This is a genomic window from Arthrobacter sp. zg-Y844, assembly GCF_024385465.1.
GTDB lineage: Bacteria > Actinomycetota > Actinomycetes > Actinomycetales > Micrococcaceae > Arthrobacter_B.
On record NZ_JANFLS010000004.1, the window covers coordinates 78,506 to 95,197 of the forward strand.

15 protein-coding genes and 1 pseudogene are annotated in these 16,692 nt (G+C 65.1%); 9 read left to right on the top strand and 7 right to left on the bottom strand.

Annotated elements, in window-relative coordinates; all coding sequences use genetic code 11:
* Positions 1–44 precede the first annotated feature (44 nt).
* A complete protein-coding gene (locus NNX35_RS12825) occupies positions 45–1,538 on the bottom strand; it encodes a stealth family protein (RefSeq protein ID WP_370647056.1) in 1,494 nt (497 codons plus the stop codon).
* Between the two features lie 331 nt (positions 1,539–1,869).
* Here NNX35_RS12825 and NNX35_RS12830 point away from each other — a divergent pair, with 331 nt between their 5' ends.
* The 3 genes from NNX35_RS12830 (at position 1,870) to NNX35_RS12840 (ending at position 4,287) form a co-directional block, all read left to right on the top strand.
* Entirely contained in the window at positions 1,870–2,526 is a 657-nt protein-coding gene (locus tag NNX35_RS12830; RefSeq protein ID WP_255766906.1) for a hypothetical protein, read from the top strand.
* A 223-nt stretch (positions 2,527–2,749) separates the two neighbouring features.
* A complete protein-coding gene (locus NNX35_RS12835) occupies positions 2,750–3,400 on the top strand; it encodes a DUF6318 family protein (protein WP_255867970.1) in 651 nt (216 codons plus the stop codon).
* A gap of 209 nt (positions 3,401–3,609) precedes the next feature.
* A complete protein-coding gene (locus NNX35_RS12840) occupies positions 3,610–4,287 on the top strand; it encodes a hypothetical protein (RefSeq protein WP_255867971.1) in 678 nt (225 codons plus the stop codon).
* A 579-nt stretch (positions 4,288–4,866) separates the two neighbouring features.
* On the opposite strand, the gene NNX35_RS12845 is transcribed toward NNX35_RS12840, so the two are convergent.
* The 3 genes from NNX35_RS12845 to NNX35_RS12855 all read right to left on the bottom strand — a co-directional run bounded on the left by NNX35_RS12845 (position 4,867) and on the right by NNX35_RS12855 (position 6,932).
* A complete protein-coding gene (locus NNX35_RS12845; RefSeq protein WP_255867972.1) occupies positions 4,867–5,661 on the bottom strand; it encodes an MSMEG_6728 family protein in 795 nt (264 codons plus the stop codon).
* Between the two features lie 12 nt (positions 5,662–5,673).
* Positions 5,674–6,231 carry a GNAT family N-acetyltransferase gene (locus NNX35_RS12850; RefSeq protein ID WP_255867973.1) on the bottom strand — a complete coding sequence of 186 codons (558 nt, stop codon included), beginning with the start codon at positions 6,229–6,231 and terminating at the stop codon, positions 5,674–5,676.
* A gap of 65 nt (positions 6,232–6,296) precedes the next feature.
* Positions 6,297–6,932, bottom strand: a complete 636-nt coding sequence (locus NNX35_RS12855; protein ID WP_255867974.1) for a DUF1684 domain-containing protein — start codon at positions 6,930–6,932, stop codon at positions 6,297–6,299.
* A 22-nt stretch (positions 6,933–6,954) separates the two neighbouring features.
* Here NNX35_RS12855 and NNX35_RS12860 point away from each other — a divergent pair, with 22 nt between their 5' ends.
* On the top strand, positions 6,955–7,701 hold the full coding sequence (locus tag NNX35_RS12860) for a TSUP family transporter (RefSeq protein ID WP_255863502.1): 747 nt from the start codon (positions 6,955–6,957) through the stop codon (positions 7,699–7,701).
* Between the two features lie 116 nt (positions 7,702–7,817).
* The gene (locus NNX35_RS12865) at positions 7,818–9,068 is read left to right on the top strand and encodes a DUF6350 family protein (protein ID WP_255867975.1); all 1,251 of its coding nucleotides are present in this window, start codon (positions 7,818–7,820) and stop codon (positions 9,066–9,068) included.
* Here NNX35_RS12865 and NNX35_RS12870 read toward each other — a convergent pair.
* A complete protein-coding gene (locus NNX35_RS12870; RefSeq protein ID WP_255766914.1) occupies positions 9,065–9,496 on the bottom strand; it encodes a hypothetical protein in 432 nt (143 codons plus the stop codon). The two genes, NNX35_RS12865 and NNX35_RS12870, sit on opposite strands and share 4 nt — an antisense overlap.
* Positions 9,497–9,536: 40 nt before the next feature.
* Between NNX35_RS12870 and purN the strand changes: the two genes are divergently transcribed.
* Positions 9,537–10,115 (top strand): phosphoribosylglycinamide formyltransferase, encoded by a 579-nt coding sequence (gene purN, locus NNX35_RS12875; RefSeq protein WP_255867977.1) that lies wholly within the window; start codon positions 9,537–9,539, stop codon positions 10,113–10,115.
* A gap of 7 nt (positions 10,116–10,122) precedes the next feature.
* On the opposite strand, the gene NNX35_RS12880 is transcribed toward purN, so the two are convergent.
* Entirely contained in the window at positions 10,123–11,475 is a 1,353-nt protein-coding gene (locus NNX35_RS12880) for an MFS transporter (RefSeq protein ID WP_255766916.1), read from the bottom strand.
* Between the two features lie 262 nt (positions 11,476–11,737).
* Between NNX35_RS12880 and purH the strand changes: the two genes are divergently transcribed.
* The 3 genes from purH to NNX35_RS12895 all read left to right on the top strand — a co-directional run bounded on the left by purH (position 11,738) and on the right by NNX35_RS12895 (position 15,841).
* Positions 11,738–13,351, top strand: a complete 1,614-nt coding sequence (purH, locus tag NNX35_RS12885; protein WP_255867978.1) for a bifunctional phosphoribosylaminoimidazolecarboxamide formyltransferase/IMP cyclohydrolase — start codon at positions 11,738–11,740, stop codon at positions 13,349–13,351.
* 164 nt (positions 13,352–13,515) lie between these two features.
* Positions 13,516–14,751, top strand: coding sequence for an NADP-dependent isocitrate dehydrogenase (locus NNX35_RS12890; RefSeq protein WP_227924196.1), 1,236 nt, complete (start codon positions 13,516–13,518; stop codon positions 14,749–14,751).
* Between the two features lie 127 nt (positions 14,752–14,878).
* Positions 14,879–15,841 carry a bile acid:sodium symporter family protein gene (locus tag NNX35_RS12895; RefSeq protein ID WP_255867979.1) on the top strand — a complete coding sequence of 321 codons (963 nt, stop codon included), beginning with the start codon at positions 14,879–14,881 and terminating at the stop codon, positions 15,839–15,841.
* A gap of 314 nt (positions 15,842–16,155) precedes the next feature.
* On the opposite strand, the pseudogene NNX35_RS12900 reads toward NNX35_RS12895, so the two are convergent.
* A pseudogene (locus NNX35_RS12900) lies at positions 16,156–16,551 on the bottom strand (Hsp20/alpha crystallin family protein); the annotation flags it as partial.
* Positions 16,552–16,692: the final 141 nt, after the last annotated feature.

Sequence of the window (16,692 nt, forward strand, 5' to 3'; positions counted from 1 at the left end):
CGGCCGCACTTTTCGTGCGTTCCGCGCCGTCGTTGTTTAATTCCCTACTTTTCCCAGGGTGCCCGGACCGGGAAGTACTTTTCGAGGAAGTCCGTCACCCGTTCGGCCCGTTCCGCCGCGGGGACTTCCGGGAAGCTTCCGTCATTGAGGCAGAACATGTCCTTGTGGCGTTTGGCGAGCAGCCGGTCCATCATCTTCAGGCCGGCGTAACTGGTGGTGTCCACGTACCGGACCTTCGCCGTCTCCTGCGTGACCGCCCGGCCTGTGAGCAGCGCGTAGTAGTGGTAGAGCGAGTTGGTCACGGAGATGTTGTCCTTGGCCCGGAAGGTGCTCGCGGCCGTGGCGGCGAACTCCTCGGGGAACTCCGCCTCCATTTCCAGCAGGACACTGCGGCGCAGGGGAGCTGCCGTGTGTTCCAAGTGGCGGGTGGTGACCCGGCCGAAGCGCTCCCAGAGCAGCCGGCGGTTCACTCTCGCAGCATTTTCGAAGCCGCTGCGCTCGGAATCATTGGCGCCCAGGCCAATCCGGGTGCTGGCTTCAATGAACTTGGTGATCCCGCCCGGGGAGAAGAACATGTCCGGGGCAACGGGGCGGCCAAAGAACATGTCGTCGTTGGAGTACAGGAAGTGTTCCGCCAGTCCCGGGATGTGCTGCAGCTGGGCCTCGACCGCCTGGGAGTTGTGCGTGGGCAGCACGGACGGGTCCTTGAAGTGTTCGGAGGCAGGCACGAAGGTGACGGACGGGTGCTCAGCCAGCCAGTCCGGCCGCGGCGAGTCCGAGGCAATAAAGATGCGGCGGATCCAGGGGGCGAACATGTGCACTGAACGGAGGGCGTACTTCAATTCGTTGATCTGCCGGAACCGGGCCTCGTGGTCGTCGCCTTCGCCCACCACGGCGCCGCTCATCCGGGCGGCGCGGGCGGCCTGGAACTCGGGGGAACTGCCGTCCACCCAGGAGAACACCAGATCGATGTCGAACCGGATGTCCGTGGCGTGGTCCGCGAACATGTTCTCGATGGTCGGCCAGAGCAGTCCGTGCTTTTCCACGGTGCCGCGGACCACCTCGGCAGCCGGCAGGGTTCGGCGGGTCAGGGAGTTCTCCACGGGCAGGGTGATGTTCTCGCCCTCCAGGTCCCAGAGTTCAATCTGCACCCCGGCCGAGCCTGAAATCAGCAGGTTCGTGCCGGTGAATGCCCGCGGGCGGTACACGCGGATGATCCGGGCCTTGTCGATGGAGGAGAGGTCCCCGTCTGCGATCAGCAGGGTCCGGCTCTTTTTGGTATCGACGGTCCGGGCGTAGAACGGCTCGTCGCGGCAGGCCTCGACCATCGCCTTCCGCAGCTGCTGGCGCACCCGGAGGTCGACGGCAATGACCGGACGCTGGTCGTTTCCGCGCACCAGAAGGTACTCCACCCCGGCGTCGTCGAGCACCCTGCGCACGAAGAGCAGGTCCTCCACCATGGCCTCGTGCGGTGTGAGACCGGTGTCCATGAGGGCCAGGCGGCCCTTGACCAGGGCGACATTGGTTCTTTGCTCCACTCGCTGGAGCACCGCGGGGGAAGCGGCGAGCAGGGTCTCCGGTTCGAGATCCGGTTCCGGGGCTCCGAAGTAGATATCGTGTTCGGCGGCTGTATCGGTAATAGGAACCTCCTAGGGCGGGTGGGCGCCCATAGTGCAGGCGCTGATGAGTGCTGCGTTGCACGGGAACTGCTGCCGGGCGTCCGGCGGGTCCTTCAAGATGCGCCGGGGATGCTCCGAACGCTATGTGCTCAACCGCGGGCCGCCAGTAGCATTGTCTTCGGACACGGACATTCCGGGAGTAGATGTGGGATACCGTAACACCGCCCGTGGCAGCACCGCGCGTAAAGCCATGGCTCGTAACATAACCGCCCGTAACACTGGCCTGCTCGCGGCAGCTTTGCTCCTCACCAGTATCTCATCCTGCGCTGCGCCGCCGCAGGAGGACCCGACGTCGTCCGCGCCACAGTGGTCCACCTATACGACGGCGGATAGCAGCCTCCGCTTCGAGCACCCGGCCGGGTGGGACATCCGGGAGCTTCCGGCACGCGCCAATGATCCGGCGGGCGGGGTGTCGCTGGAAGTGCTCGACGACGGCGGCCGCGTGCTTGCCCGGCTGGACACCGGCATCATCACGGACCTGAGCTGCACCGAACCTGCCGAACCGGCGTCCTACGTGGAGTATGAGAGCGTGCCGATGCCGAAGCTGGAGTCGAAACAGGGGTCCGACCAGCGGTTTGTCTACCGCTCCCTGGCACCGTCCGGGCCACGCAATGCCCAGGCAACCTACGCCGTGGTGAGCGGTCAACAGCAGAGTCCGGAATGCGGGCTGTTCGATTTCTTCAGGCTGACCGAGTCGAGCGGGGGACGGTTTGCGGGGGAGTACGGGGACGGTTCCGGGGATGCGCAGGACACGGATACCTATCTCGACGGTGCCGAACGGTACCGGGAGACGCAGGAATACAGTGACATCAAGGAGATGCTGACGTCCCTGCGCAACGCGGATTAGGACCGGGTGGGCAGCTGCAGGAGCACTTTCATCCGAGCCTTCCAAATGCCACATTTATAAGCCGGCTGATTTCTGTGAGCCACTCTGGTGCCCTGTGGATAAGTCGCTACGCTCTGCAGCGGCCTGATTACTATGGCCGAACCGACTGCTTGATCCTTTGTCTCGCGGCCCACCCAGCCTTGGGGGTTTTCGAATGCGTAAAGTTCTCCGCCGTACCGTCCGAGTGAGGCTTGCGACCGCCGCGGTTGCGGTCCCGTTGCTGTTCCTGACCGCGTGCTCGGGTGCGTCGGGCGATTCCGGGGATTCCGGGGATTCCGGAGCAGGGAAGCAGCCTTCGAGTCCGGCTGCCACGGCCTCGGAAACGCCGACGCCGACGCCGACTCCCAGCGCCAAGTACAAGCCCGCGTCGGCTGAGGGGCCTGCGGAGAATGTCCCGCTGCCGGTGATGCCGGAGGAGGCGAAGGTCGAGTCCAAAGAAGGGCTCGAGGCCTTCGCCCGGTATTGGTACGAGCTGGTCAATTACGGCTTTGAAACCGGAGACGTGGAACCGATCCGTGCGATCAGCGGCCCGGACTGTGCTGTCTGTGACACTTTTTACTTGATGGTGGGTAAAGGATATGAAAACGACGACTGGATAGTTGGAGGCCAAATCGAAGTGCAAGGTGTCCACTCAGACTTCGTTTTGACACCGGACAGTCGCTACCAGGTCCTTATTCAGGAGAAGCAGGACGAAATTTCCTATTTTGGTCCGGCTGGCCCGTATGGGACGCGCGCGGGAACAGAAGCTTCAGGAGTCCAAATGATTGAAGCGCGCTTTAGCGACAGAGGGTGGTCCGCCGAAGTGGTCGTCACAATCAAGAGCCCAACGACATGAAGGGCTCCTCAAGGTTTCTTTGGGCGGGGGCATGTTGTCTTCTTGTCTCGTTTTCTTCGACTTCCGTTCAGGCGGGTGAGGCGGATGTTGGTTGGCACGAGGACGACAAGATTTCAGGTTCTGTTTACTCGGAGGACCCGGCAACAGGGGTATGGACGACTCTCCCGGTAGGTATCCCTGAGGACCCTTCCGGCTATCGTTTTGAGCCGGTGTGTTTTGACGACCTTGCGGGCGATGTCTCCTGCCTGGCAGCGAACCAGGCCGCATGCACAGCTGGCGAGGACGGCCGGCTTGTCTATTGGTTCTCCGGATTGAAGACAACGGACCCAAGTACTTGGACAAAGGTCAGCGAAACCCCGTCCTGCATCTACTCCGAAGAGCCCGTGGACGTGGGCGAGCAGATCCAGGCGCAGATCCTCACCGCCTTCCAGGAGCGCCCGATAGCTGCCGGGAAACTGGTCCTGCAACCCAGTCCCCACACGCTGGTAGGGATGGAAACCAACGTTTACGTCGAGGCCGCAGAGCAGGTCTTTGAAATGGTGCTGCTGGACCAGACGGTCCGAATTGTTGCTACCCCCACCGAGTTCGAGCTGAACTATGGGGACGGCACCGTGTACGGGCCTACCAGTGTCCCGGGGGCACCGTTGGCCCAGGAGCGGTGGGGCGAGCAGACCCAGACCAGCCACAAATACGATGCCAGCGGCGACTACCAAGTGGGTGCCACTGTGCATTTCTCCGGAGCCTATTCCGTGAACGGCGGACCGATGATTCCCATCGATGGTCGTGCAGCGGTGTCCTCCGAAGCCCAGACCCTGAGCGTCTGGCGGGCGGAAACCCGCAGCGTCGCCGACAACTGCCTGGTGAACCCCAGCGGTGTCGGATGCTAGCCCGGCACACGGCGTGGCATGAGCCTGCGAACTACGGGTTCAAGCCGGCGAAGCGGGGCCCGTGGAGCGACAAGCAGCCCGGAGTGTGACAAGCAGCCCGGAGTGTGACAGCGATCAGCCCGTACCGGCCCGGCAGAGCGGAGCGGCACATAGTCGGGCTCTTCCTGCCTCTCCATGCCGAGCAGTCTGCCCCGGAGGGCCGCGAATCGCGTGAGTTCCGGGCGCCGGGCCCGGAAATCCTTCGAATTGTCGAATGCCTACGGTTTGTGACAATCCCTGCGCCGCGCAGCGCGGGGATCCGGACAAGGTGCGGGGATTCGGACAAACCGCAGGGGGGGCCGGACAAGGTGCGGGGATTCGGACAAACCGCAGGGGTGGCTCCGGACAAGGTGCGGGGATTCGGACAAACCGCAGGGGGGGGCCGGACAAGGTGCGGGGATTCGGACAAACCGCAGGGTGGATCCGGACAAGGCGCGGGGATTCGGACAAACCGCAGGGAGGATCCGGACAAGGATGGCGAAGTGGAAGTCGTCACCACCGCGAAGGTACGTGCATGGTGGACCCAACAGATGACGGCTGCTAGACGGATTCGGGCCGCGGCACCGCAAACAGCGTCCGGGGATCCTGCAGCACCGCAGGGTAGGCGAACGCTGACCGGGAAACTTCCCCGTTCAGCTTCACCTGTCGCACCGCCGTATCGTTCGTGAGCTCCACTGGCCCGGCACGGCCCAGAAGCAGGCGGGTCCGGTCAGCCGGAGAAAGAACAGCCACCTGGTCGCCGTCGTCCATGTCCTCGAGCAACCGAACCAACTGCCGGCCCCGCTTACCGGTGATCGGGGTGCCCTTGGCGGAAAGCATCGGCAGCACGATGGCGGCAGCATCGCCGTCGGGCACCGCACGCACCACCCACAGTCCTTCACCCGGGCCAGGGTCAACAGGATCCGGAATGTCGGCCGGGGAGGGCCAGACGTAGGGCAACCCGGCCTCGGTATCCGGAAACAGCGGTCCGTAAACGTCCGGAGACTTCTCGATGAGGTTGGACCGATGGCTGCGGTGCAGTTCCTCGTTCCCGATCCAGGCGGGAAGATCGACGTCGGCTTCCGCAGCCTCCGGAGCGAACTCCAGGATCTGTTCCCGGACGGTATCGGCATGTCCGCGGGCAATCCACTCATCCGTCATCGCCAGCCCGTAGGCGGTGAGCGCCGGCACGAAGCCTTTCCACATCAGCAGGGCGGGGTGGCGCTGCCAGCCGTAGTCGGGAACCACCAGCCCGCGCAATAACTGCAGGGTCTCCACCCGCTGCTTGCCAAGCCGAGCCTGGTCCAGGACGGCGGCGCTGCGGGCGAAGCCCGGATACGGAAGGAAGGTCTGCACGGGCCTAGTCTGTCACTGCCCGCCGGTGCCGAGCTGCCGGACCATTATCAGGTCCCGGAAAGTGCGGACTCCCACCTGGAAGGACCGGCGCCCGAAGGCCTGGAACCCGGATTTGCGGTATAAGGACTGGGCCCGCACATTCCGGTTGTTCACGCCCAGCCACATGGACCGGGCGCCCGCCGACTCAGCGGCCCGGGCAGCAGCTTCGACCAACTGCCCGGCAAGACCGCTTCCGTGCGCAGCCGGATGCAGGTAGAACTTGCTTAGCTCGGCTGAGGGCAGCGCCGCCCGCCCCGACTCCAGCGCCTCCACGACCTCCGGATCCGACGGCGGCGCCAGCACGAGCAGGCAATAACCGCTGAGCCGGCCTTCCGTCCGGGCGACCAGCACACGGTAGGTCTCGTCAGCGAGATAACCGGCGAAGCGCTCGGCGGAAAGATTCGCCGCAATAAACGCCGCGCTGTCCTCCGGGGTTACCTCAGGCGGGCAGGCCAGCGGGAACGTGACGGCAGCCAGGTCGGCAAGCCCGGGGACATCTTCAAGGTCTGCGGATGAAATGGAAGCTTGCACCCTTCCAGCATAGGCACGCGGAACGCCTCACCGGCCCGCCCCGTAACCCGGCAGGCTTCCCGAAATCAGTACCGTGCGTAGAGCTCGCCCACCTGCAGTGCGGCGTCCACGGTGTTGTCCGGACCCGGAAGCGGGCAGGCCCATGCCTCGTCATACGCGCAGGACGGGTTGTAGAGGAAGTTGAAATCCAGGATCAGGCTGCCGGGAAGATCGCCCGTCCCGAGGTTCGCACCCTTGATCGTGTCCAGCAGGTACCGTCCCCCTCCGTAGCTGCCGCCGTCGACGCCGGATGTCGCATCCCGCACGGGAATGAAGATTCCGCCGCCGTAAGAGTCCAGATGCCAGACCGCCAGGCTGCTCACGCCGTCAGCGGAGACCGTGCCGAGCCGGGTAAACGGCACCACGCCGTCCGTCCCCGTAGCGACCTCCATCTTCTCGCCGGCACCGGCCTCGTCAATTACCGCCTCGAACCGGAACGCCGGATCGTAGCGGGCCGTCCGCAGCCCGCGGAAGCGGCGCCGCGTGTCTTCGGGAAGGGGCGACGCCGGATGGGTGCCGAAAAGCCGGTCGCGTCCGGTGGCCCACAAGGCATGGGAGTGCGACGCCGACATGCCGTCGGCGGCTCGCCTCGCCTGCTCGTAAAGGGCGAACGTGTTACGGCGCCAATCGGCGGTGTCAAGGGCTGTGACGGGAGATACCATTCGTCCAGCGTAGTGTGTTCGAGTGACTACCGGACTCCTCATAGTGGTGCTCGTCGCCATCTTCATCGGCGCGATCGCCCAGCGGATCGCCGGCCTGGGCTTTGCGCTCCTGATTTCCCCCTTCCTGGTGATCATCCTCGGCTCCCACGGGGGAGTGCTGATGGTGAACATCTGCGGACTGGTCTCTTCGCTGCTGATCATGTCCCGTGTCTGGCGGGACGTGGACTGGTCCATGTACCGCTGGTTGGCGGTCCCAGCGGTTATTGCCAGCGTGCCGGCATCCGCAGCCGCGGTTTACCTGCCCGCCGCACCGCTGGCCGTGACGGTGGGCGCCGTCGTCCTCGTGGCGCTGAGCATCTCGCTGCTGCTGCAGCGCACCTCCGTGGTGCTGACCGGCAACGTCCCGAAAGCCGTGGCCGGTTTCGCTTCCGGGATCACGAACGCGATGGCCGGCGTCGGCGGTCCCGCCGTAAGCGTGTATGCGTTGCTGGCCCGTTGGCCGCAACGTCCGTTCGCAGCCACGCTGCAGCCGTTCTTCGTCACCACCGCCACGGTCACCCTGACGTCCAAGCTACTGCTGGATCCGGGGCAGATGCCGCCGTTCCAGTCCTGGGCGTGGGCATTGATCGGGGTCATGATCGTGGGCGGCATCTTCGTCGGCGAGAAACTGCAGCGCTACATCCGCGATGACCAGGCGCGGCTGGCCGTGATCGTTATTGCGTTCATCGGTGCGGCAGCGGCACTGGTCAAGGGCCTGGTCGACCTGTAGGGCAGCGCCGGAGTTACCCGACTCACGCCGGCGCCTCAACGGGCTGTGCAGGGCCGGATGGCACGATAGAAACGATGAAAATTTTATTGCGGCCGAAGAAGCCGGGTGTGCCGCCCATGCCACTCTGGTTGCAGGGGACGTTCGAACTGGGCCAAGCCGCCGTGCTTTCCGCCCTGCTGGTCCTCCTGCCGCTCATCGGCGTGTGGTTTGCCAACGGGTTTACGGATCGGGACTTCACCTCGCTGGCCCGCCTGGGCGGACAGGCCTGGCTGCTGATCCACGGCGTGCCGATGTCACTGAGCTTCCCCGCCGGTGAACTGGGAGAGGCACCCGCCTCCGGGCTGCTCTCCTTCTTTCCGCTGGGACTGACTCTGATTCCGTTCTTCCTGTCCTGGCGTGCGGGCCGGCGGCTTGCCCGGGCCTCCTATACGGACCAGCTCTGGCAGGCAGTTCTGGGCGCACTGGGCACCTATGCGCTGATCGGTGCCGCGGCGGCGTACTTCTGCAGTACCGAAGGCGTGCGGATTTCCGTGACGGCAGGTGCCCTGGTTCCGCTGATCGCCGCAGGTGCCGGGCTCATTGTGGGCGCCCGCATAGAGGCCGGCTCCTGGGTGCGGTTGATCGGCATGGACCTGACCGATTGGATTGCCCGCACCAGCCAGCATTCCCGCTGGGCGGGTTCCTACATGTGGGCCGCGATGCGCGCCGGCGCCGTAGGCACCCTCGCCGCGCTGGGTCTGTCCGCCGTGCTGCTGGTGGTGGCCCTGGCGATGAACTGGGCCGAGATCGCGTCCGTCTACGAACGGCTCGACGCCGGTGCGCTGGGCGGCGCGGTGCTCACCGTGGTGGAACTGGGTCTGATGCCCAATTTCGTGGTGTGGACGCTGGGCTGGGCGTCCGGCGCAGGCTTCTCGCTGGGAACCGGAAGCATGATCAGTCCGCTGGAAACCACCGTCGGTCCGCTGCCCGCACTGCCGGTGCTGGCGGCGCTGCCCGTGGGAAACATGGAATACGGCTACGCGGCTCTGCTGATCCCGGTAATGGCCGGGATCCTGGCGGGCTGGTGGTTCCTCCGGGAGGGCGAAAACCACTTCGACGAGTGGCTTTCCATCAAGATCCGCGCCCGCTGGTTCACCGCACCCGTTTCCACGCTTGTCCTCGGGGTGATCGTCGGCCTGGTGTCCGGAGTGCTGGCCGCCGGCGCTGCCTGGCTGGCCCTCGGCTCCCTTGGCATCGGACGCTTCGTCAGCCTCGGACCGAACCCGTTGTGCCTGGGGCTGTGGGTGGCCGCGGAAGTAGGGATCGGCGTCGTTATTGGTTACGCCGTAGGGCCGTGGCTCGAGCGTGAACCCAAGCCGGACGCCTAGCGGATCTGCTGGAACGGCAGGTATTCCGCCTCGCAGGCTTCCACGCCATCGAGGGTGAGGGCGGAGCGCATGCAGGATTCGTAGGTTACGGTCTCATCCCAAAGCATGGCCATTCCGGCCAGCCCCAACGTAGTGAGGGCCGTAATGACCAGACCCAGCGACACCAGTACCGGCATCAGCGGTCCCATCCGGCGCCTCGCCAGCTTGACCACGGCGATGATCCCCACCACCAACGCCGCGATCCCCAGCGCAAGCGGGATCAGCTTCCACGGCAGGACCAGGTTGCTGCTCAGCAGCATGGCGAACATCAGGAGCCAGAACACTCGCACGTACTGAATCGCGTTGCGTTTTTGCTCGTCTGTAGGCGCGGGATGGCGGCTGTCGGGCGCGGGCAAGGTCTTGGTCTGGTGCTGGGTGCCGTCGGTCATGGGTTTAAGCGTAGGGGACGCCGCGTCCTATGGTGGACGCATGCGCATCGTAGTCCTCGTGTCCGGCACCGGATCCAACCTCCAAGCGGTGCTGGACGCCGTCCGTGACGGCAGGCTTGACGTGGAGATTGCCGCCGTCGGCTCCGACCGGCCCGGAACCTACGGGGTCCAGCGCGCCGCCGACGCCGGCTACCCGACCTTCGTGGTCCCCTTCCGGGAGTTCCCGGTGCGGGCGGACTGGAACCGGGCCCTCACGGAAAAGGTTGCCTCCTATGAGCCGGATCTGGTCCTTTCCTCCGGATTCATGCGGATTGTGGACGAGCATTTCATCGACACCTTCGAGGGACGCTACCTCAACACCCACCCGGCGTTGCTGCCGTCCTTCCCCGGGGCGCACGGGGTCCGTGACGCACTTGCCTACGGTGTGAAGGTCACCGGCTGCACGGTTCACCTGGCCGACGCCGGCGTCGACACCGGTCCGATCCTCGCCCAGGCCGCCGTCGAGGTGCTCGACGGCGACACTGAGGAAACGCTGCACGAACGCATCAAGGTGCAGGAACGGCGGCTGTTGATTGAAACCCTGAACCGGATCAGCCGCGAGGGCCTGCCGGCGCTGTAACCACCGGCTAGTCCAGGGCCGCACCCTTTGTCTCCGGCGCGAACCGGGCCATCCACAGTACGGCCATGAGCACCAGGATCCCGGCCAGGGCGAAGGACATCGGCAGTCCCAGGTAGGGCCAGAGCACCGACACGAAGATCAGCGGACCGAAGCCGGCGCCGATCCGGGAAACGGTGGACGCCCAGCCGAAACCGCTGCCGCGCAGATTGGTGGGGTAGAGCTCCGACACATAGGCATAGAGCACGGGAATGGCTACCTGCACCACAAACCCGTACACCAGCAGCAGGATCGTGGCGGCAGCGGGGACATCCACCACCAGTGCGACCACCACCAGGATGGCAGCCGAAAGCGGGCCGGTAATCGCCAGGATCCATTTCCGGCCGACCTTTTCCACGAGCAGCGCGGCCACGATCACGCCCAGCAGGCCGACGGCGGCCATCCCCGAAGTGGTCAGGAACGCGCGGTGTTCGGCGAACCCGGCATCCACGAGGATTTTCGGCATCCACTGCAGGGCCAGGTAATAGACCAGCAGGATGGTCAGGAACAGGGACCAGGCCGCAATGGTGGTCTTGGCGCTGAACCGCCAGAGGTCCGTGAGCTGGGTGCCGACGGTGCGCAGGGACAGCTTCTCGGGGGCCTGCGGTTCGGGCAGGCGCCATTCGGTCTGTGTCCCGCCGGTGCGGCGGACCAGATCGTCGATGACCGCGGAGGCTTCCTCCGTGCGGCCCTTCCGGACCAGATAAAGCGGAGACTCCGGGACCGAGCGCCGCACCCAGAAGACCAGGAACGCGGGGATCACCATGATCAGCATGGTGTAGCGCCAATCCGCGAAAGTGGCCATGATGGCCGCTGAGGTGACACCGCACAGCGCTGCGCCGACGGGCCACCAGCCGTCCATGCCGGTCAGCACCCTTCCCCGCTGTTTCTTGGGAGTGAACTCACCCACCAGGGCATAGTCCACCGGAACGCAGCCGCCCAACCCGAAACCGGCCATGAAACGGAAGATGCAGAACCAGACGATGTCCGGGGAGAAGGCGCCCAGCACCGTAAAGATCGAGAACACCAGCAGCGTGGCGGAAAAGGCCCGCTTCCGGCCGATCGCATCGGCAATGGAACCCCAGACGAAGGCACCGATGGCCATGCCCAGCAGGTTGGCTGTTCCGATCCAGGCCGCTTGTGCCGGGGCCAGCGCCCATTCCTTGGAGAGCAGGGGAATCAGGACGCCGTTCAGCGTTACATCCCAGGCATCGAACATAAAGCCGAGGCCGCCGATGAGGAAGATCTTGCCCTGGACCTTCCACCGCCAGGGCAGGTTCTGGACCACCTGGTCACCGGTGGGCAGAGCGTTGGTGACGGACATGTGTTTCGGGGCCTTTCGGAGGGGAGGTGCGCGGGTTCGGGGAGAACACTACCGCGGCGGAGCCCCTGCATGTGGATAAAACCGAAGGGACTCGCGCGGAAGGGACTATATTGCCATCGCTGGATCACAGGCAGCCGGGCAGGAAAACGGGCCCGAGACGGGTTGTTACACGCAGCCCGGGGACCGGAAGGAAGCGAAGGCATAAACTTCTCGTGGGCCGCACGGCCTGCGCCCCGATCATCGACCATTTGGAGTGTCAGTTGTGAGCAATCCCGTCCTTGACCGTGTTCCCATCCGCCGGGCCCTGATCTCGGTCTACAACAAGACGGGCCTGACGGAACTCGCGCAGGGCCTCGCGGCAGCCGGCGTCAGCATTGTCTCCACCGGTTCCACCGCAAAGCAGATTGCCGCAGCGGGCGTCGAGGTCACCGAGGTCGCCGAAGTCACCGGGTTCAAGGAATGCCTGGACGGACGCGTCAAGACGCTGCACCCGCGGGTCCACGCGGGGATCCTCGCCGACCGCCGCCGCGAGGACCACATTGCCCAGCTGGAGGAAATGGAGATTGAACCCTTCGACCTCGTGGTGGTGAACCTCTACCCGTTCGTGGAGACCGTCCGCTCCGGCGCCGGCCAGGACGAAGTGGTGGAACAGATCGACATCGGCGGCCCCTCCATGGTCCGCGCCGCGGCGAAGAACCACCCCTCGGTGGCTGTGGTGGTGGATCCCGGCAAATACTCCGACGTCGTCACCGCGGCAGCCGAAGGCGGATTCGCCCTGGCGGAACGACGCCGGCTGGCCGCCGAAGCCTTCGCGCACACCGCTGCCTATGACACGGCGGTTGCCACTTGGGCGGCAGAGCAGTTCGGGGACGGCACCGAAGACGGCACCAAGTGGCCGGCCTACACCGGTCTCTCCCTGGAACGCGCCGAGGTGCTGCGTTACGGGGAAAACCCGCACCAGGACGCGGCGCTTTACGTGGACAAGGGGGCCGCTCCCGGCGTTGCCCAGGCCGACCAGCTGCACGGCAAGGCCATGTCCTACAACAACTACGTGGACGCCGACGCCGCCCTGCGCGCAGCCTTCGACTTCTCGGAACCGGCAGTCGCCGTCGTCAAGCATGCCAACCCGTGCGGCATCGCCGTGGCTTCGCCCGGTGCCGCGGACCCAATCGCGGACGCGCACGCCAAGGCGCATGCCTGCGATCCCGTCTCGGCCTTCGGCGGAGTCATTGCCGCCAACCGCACGGTCACTGCCGGCATGGCGCGGACCGTGAAGGAGATTTTCACGGAGGTGGTGATCGCTCCTGACTTCGAGCCGGAAGCCGTGGAGATCCTCTCGGCGAAGAAGAACATCCGCCTCCTGACGCTGCCCGACGGCTACGGGCGCAGCAACACCGAATTCCGGCAGGTGTCCGGGGGTGTCCTGGTGCAGAAGGCGGACCGGCTTCAGGCTGAGGGCGATGACCCCGCAAACTGGACGCTCGCAGCGGGCGAGGCCGCCGACGAAACGACGCTGGCCGATCTGGCCTTCGCCTGGTCCGCCGTACGTGCAGCCAAGTCCAATGCCATCCTCCTGGCGAAGGACGGCGCGTCGGTGGGCGTGGGCATGGGACAGGTCAACCGGGTGGATTCCTGCCGGCTCGCCGTCGAACGTGCCAATACGCTCGGCGCTCCCGGCGAGGAACGGGCCCACGGCTCCGTAGCCGCTTCCGACGCGTTCTTCCCCTTTGCGGACGGCCTGCAGATCCTCGCCGACGCCGGTGTCCGCGCGGTGGTGCAGCCGGGCGGATCGGTCCGGGACAACGAAGTGGTTGAAGCCGCGGCGGCGGCCGGCATCACCATGTACTTCACGGGTGCGCGCCACTTCTTCCACTGAAGTCCAGCCTGGAACGGCAAGGCGGTGCAGGTAATGCGCCGCCTTGCTGTTTAGGGCGCGGATAGTGGGCTGTGGCATAGTTGAACTCAAATAAAAGCCAAAAAGACGGGTTCCGTCATGCCACAAGACATGCTCCGGTGCCCACCAACACACAAGGAGATCGTGTGGCTGAGAAAATTAAGGTTGTGGGCTCTGTAGTAGAGCTCGACGGCGACGAGATGACCCGCATCATCTGGCAGTTCATCAAGGATCGCCTGATCAACCCGTACCTGGACGTAGACCTGAAGTACTACGACCTCTCCATCCAGAACCGCGACGCGACCGACGACCAGGTCACCATCGACGCAGCCAACGCGATCAAGGAACACGGCGTAGGCGTCAAGTGCGCCACGATCACCCCTGACGAAGCACGCGTCGAGGAATTCGGCCTGAAGAAGATGTGGGTCTCCCCGAACGGGACCATCCGCAACATTCTGGGCGGCGTGGTCTTCCGCGAACCGATCATCATCTCCAACATCCCGCGCCTGGTCCCGGGCTGGAACAAGCCGATCATCATCGGCCGCCACGCCCACGGCGACCAGTACAAGGCCACGAACTTCAAGGTTCCCGGTGCCGGTACCCTGACGCTGACCTACACGCCCGCCGACGGCAGCGAAGAAATCAAGCAGCAGGTTGTTACGTACAACGAAGATGGCGGCGTCGCCATGGGTATGTACAACTTCAACGATTCCATCAAGGACTTCGCGCGCGCTTCCTTCGCCTACGGCCTGCAGCGCAACTACCCGGTGTACCTCTCCACCAAGAACACGATCCTGAAGGCCTACGACGGCCAGTTCAAGGACCTGTTCCAGGAAGTCTTCGACGCCGAGTTCAAGGACCAGTTCGAAGCAGCCGGCCTCACTTACGAGCACCGCCTGATCGATGACATGGTTGCCTCCGCGATGAAGTGGGAAGGCGGCTACGTCTGGGCCTGCAAGAACTACGACGGCGACGTCCAGTCCGACACCGTGGCACAGGGCTTCGGCTCGCTGGGCCTGATGACCTCCGTGCTGATGACCCCGGACGGCCAGACCGTCGAGGCAGAAGCTGCACACGGTACGGTTACCCGCCACTACCGCCAGCACCAGCAGGGCAAGCCCACCTCCACGAACCCGATCGCCTCGATCTTCGCGTGGACCCGTGGCCTGATGCACCGCGGCAAGCTGGACAACACCCCCGAGGTCATCAACTTCGCCGAGACCCTTGAAGACGTTGTCATCAAGACGGTCGAATCCGGCAAGATGACCAAGGACCTGGCACTGTTGGTCGGCCCGGACCAGGCCTACCTGACCACGGAAGAGTTCCTCGCCGCACTGGACGAGAACCTCAAGGCCCGCCTGGGCGCCGAGGTTGCAGCCTAAGCATTACTGCACCAACGACGACGGCGCGCTGCCCCTTTACGGGGCGGCGCGCCGTCGTCGTTCCCCGCCTTGTTAAGCACACGCGTAACAACTAGCGCTGCCGCACGGGCGGTGCCACCATGTGGGGATGTCGAACTCCACCACTGCGCAGCCCGCCGCGAAGAGCGCCGAAGAGCGAAGCGCCCGCATAGCGGTAACCGTGTTCCCGCTGCTGATTGTTGCCGGGGGAGCGGTGGCCCTGTTCTTCCCGCAGACCTTCACCGGACTGTCCGGCTACATCAACCCCGGGCTGATGCTCATTATGTTCGGGATGGGCCTGACCCTGACCCTGCCGGATTTCGCGCTGGTTCTCCGGCAGCCGCTGCCCGTCCTGCTGGGAGTGGTTGCGCAGTACCTGATTATGCCGCTGCTAGGTTTCGGTATCGCCTGGGCGCTGCAGCTCAGCCCAGAACTCGCGGCCGGCGTGATCCTGGTGGGCTGTGCCCCCGGCGGCACGGCGTCGAACGTGGTGACGTACCTGGCCCGCGGGAACGTAGCCCTTTCCGTCGCCATGACTTCGGTTTCCACACTCCTTGCGCCGCTGCTGACCCCGCTCCTCGCGCTGTGGCTCGCCGGCCGGTACATGGCGGTGGACGCCGGGTCAATGGCATGGTCCATTGTCCAGATTGTGTTGATCCCGGTGGTGCTGGGCCTGGTTATCCGATATCTGGCACCCCGGGTGGTGGACCGGGTCCTGCCTGTCCTGCCCTGGATTTCGGTGCTGGCCATTACCTTCGTGGTTATTGCCGTGGTGTCGGGCAGCGCCGAAGCCATCTTTACCGCAGGCTGGCTGATCCTGCTGGCGGTGGTGCTGCACAACGGCCTGGGACTTGGGCTGGGTTACGGCGCAGCGAAACTGTTCCGGCAGCCGATTCCCTCCCGCCGGACCATGGCCATTGAAGTGGGTATGCAGAACTCCGGGCTGGCCGCGGGACTTGCCAGGCAGTACTTCGCTCCCGAAGCGGCCCTGCCTGCAGCGGTCTTCTCGGTCTGGCACAACGTCAGCGGTGCCTTGATGGCAGCCATCTGGCAGCGGCGCCCCACCAGCTGAGCGTCCAGCCGGTTAGGCCCGCCGCAGCCGACGGAACGCCCGTGACGCGGCGCAGGCCCCGGACACGCTGTCCGGGGCCTGCGCCGGTTGTGCCGGCCGTTCTGCGGCTAGATGCCCGCGCCTGGATCGCCGGACGAAGACTGCCCGGAACCGGATGATCCCGAGCCCGCGGATCCGGAACCGGATGACCCCGAACTGCCGCTGCTCTGGCCGAACGAGCCCGGCGAGCCCGAACCGCCGGAACCGGAGCCGCTGGACGAGACCGAGGCAGGCTCCGACGAAGACTGCCCGGAAATGGTGTGGCCGTCCTTGTAGGCGGCCGCCACCTCGATCTTGCGCGGCTTCGACCGTTCGCTCACCGGAATGAAGACGCTCAGCACTCCGTTCTCGTACTTCGCTGAGATCGAGTCAATATCAATGCCCTGGCCAAGATTCAGCTGGCGCAGGAAGGTTCCGCTTTCCCGTTCGCGGTTAAGCCAGGTAACCCCCTCGGTGGTGTGGATGGTCCGCTCGGCCCTGATGGTCAGCAACTGGCCGTCAACGTCCACGTCCACTGAGCCGGGGTCGATGCCCGGCAAATCCGCGTTGAGGATGTAGTGGTCGCCCTCGCGGTAGAGGTCGATCGGCATGAGCCGCAGCCGCTGCCGGGGATCGAGAAGGGCGCCTGCCATCCGGTCAAGCTCGCGGAAAGGATCAAACTTCATCGCCATTGTCATCAACTCCTGTTGCCCCGGTACCCGCCGGGCACCGGTGGTTGGAATGCCGTTGTTGGAAAAGGGTCGATAAAGGTTGAGTCGTCATGACTCAACGATGGAATTCACGCTAGCACTCACCACTTTTGAGTGCTAGGT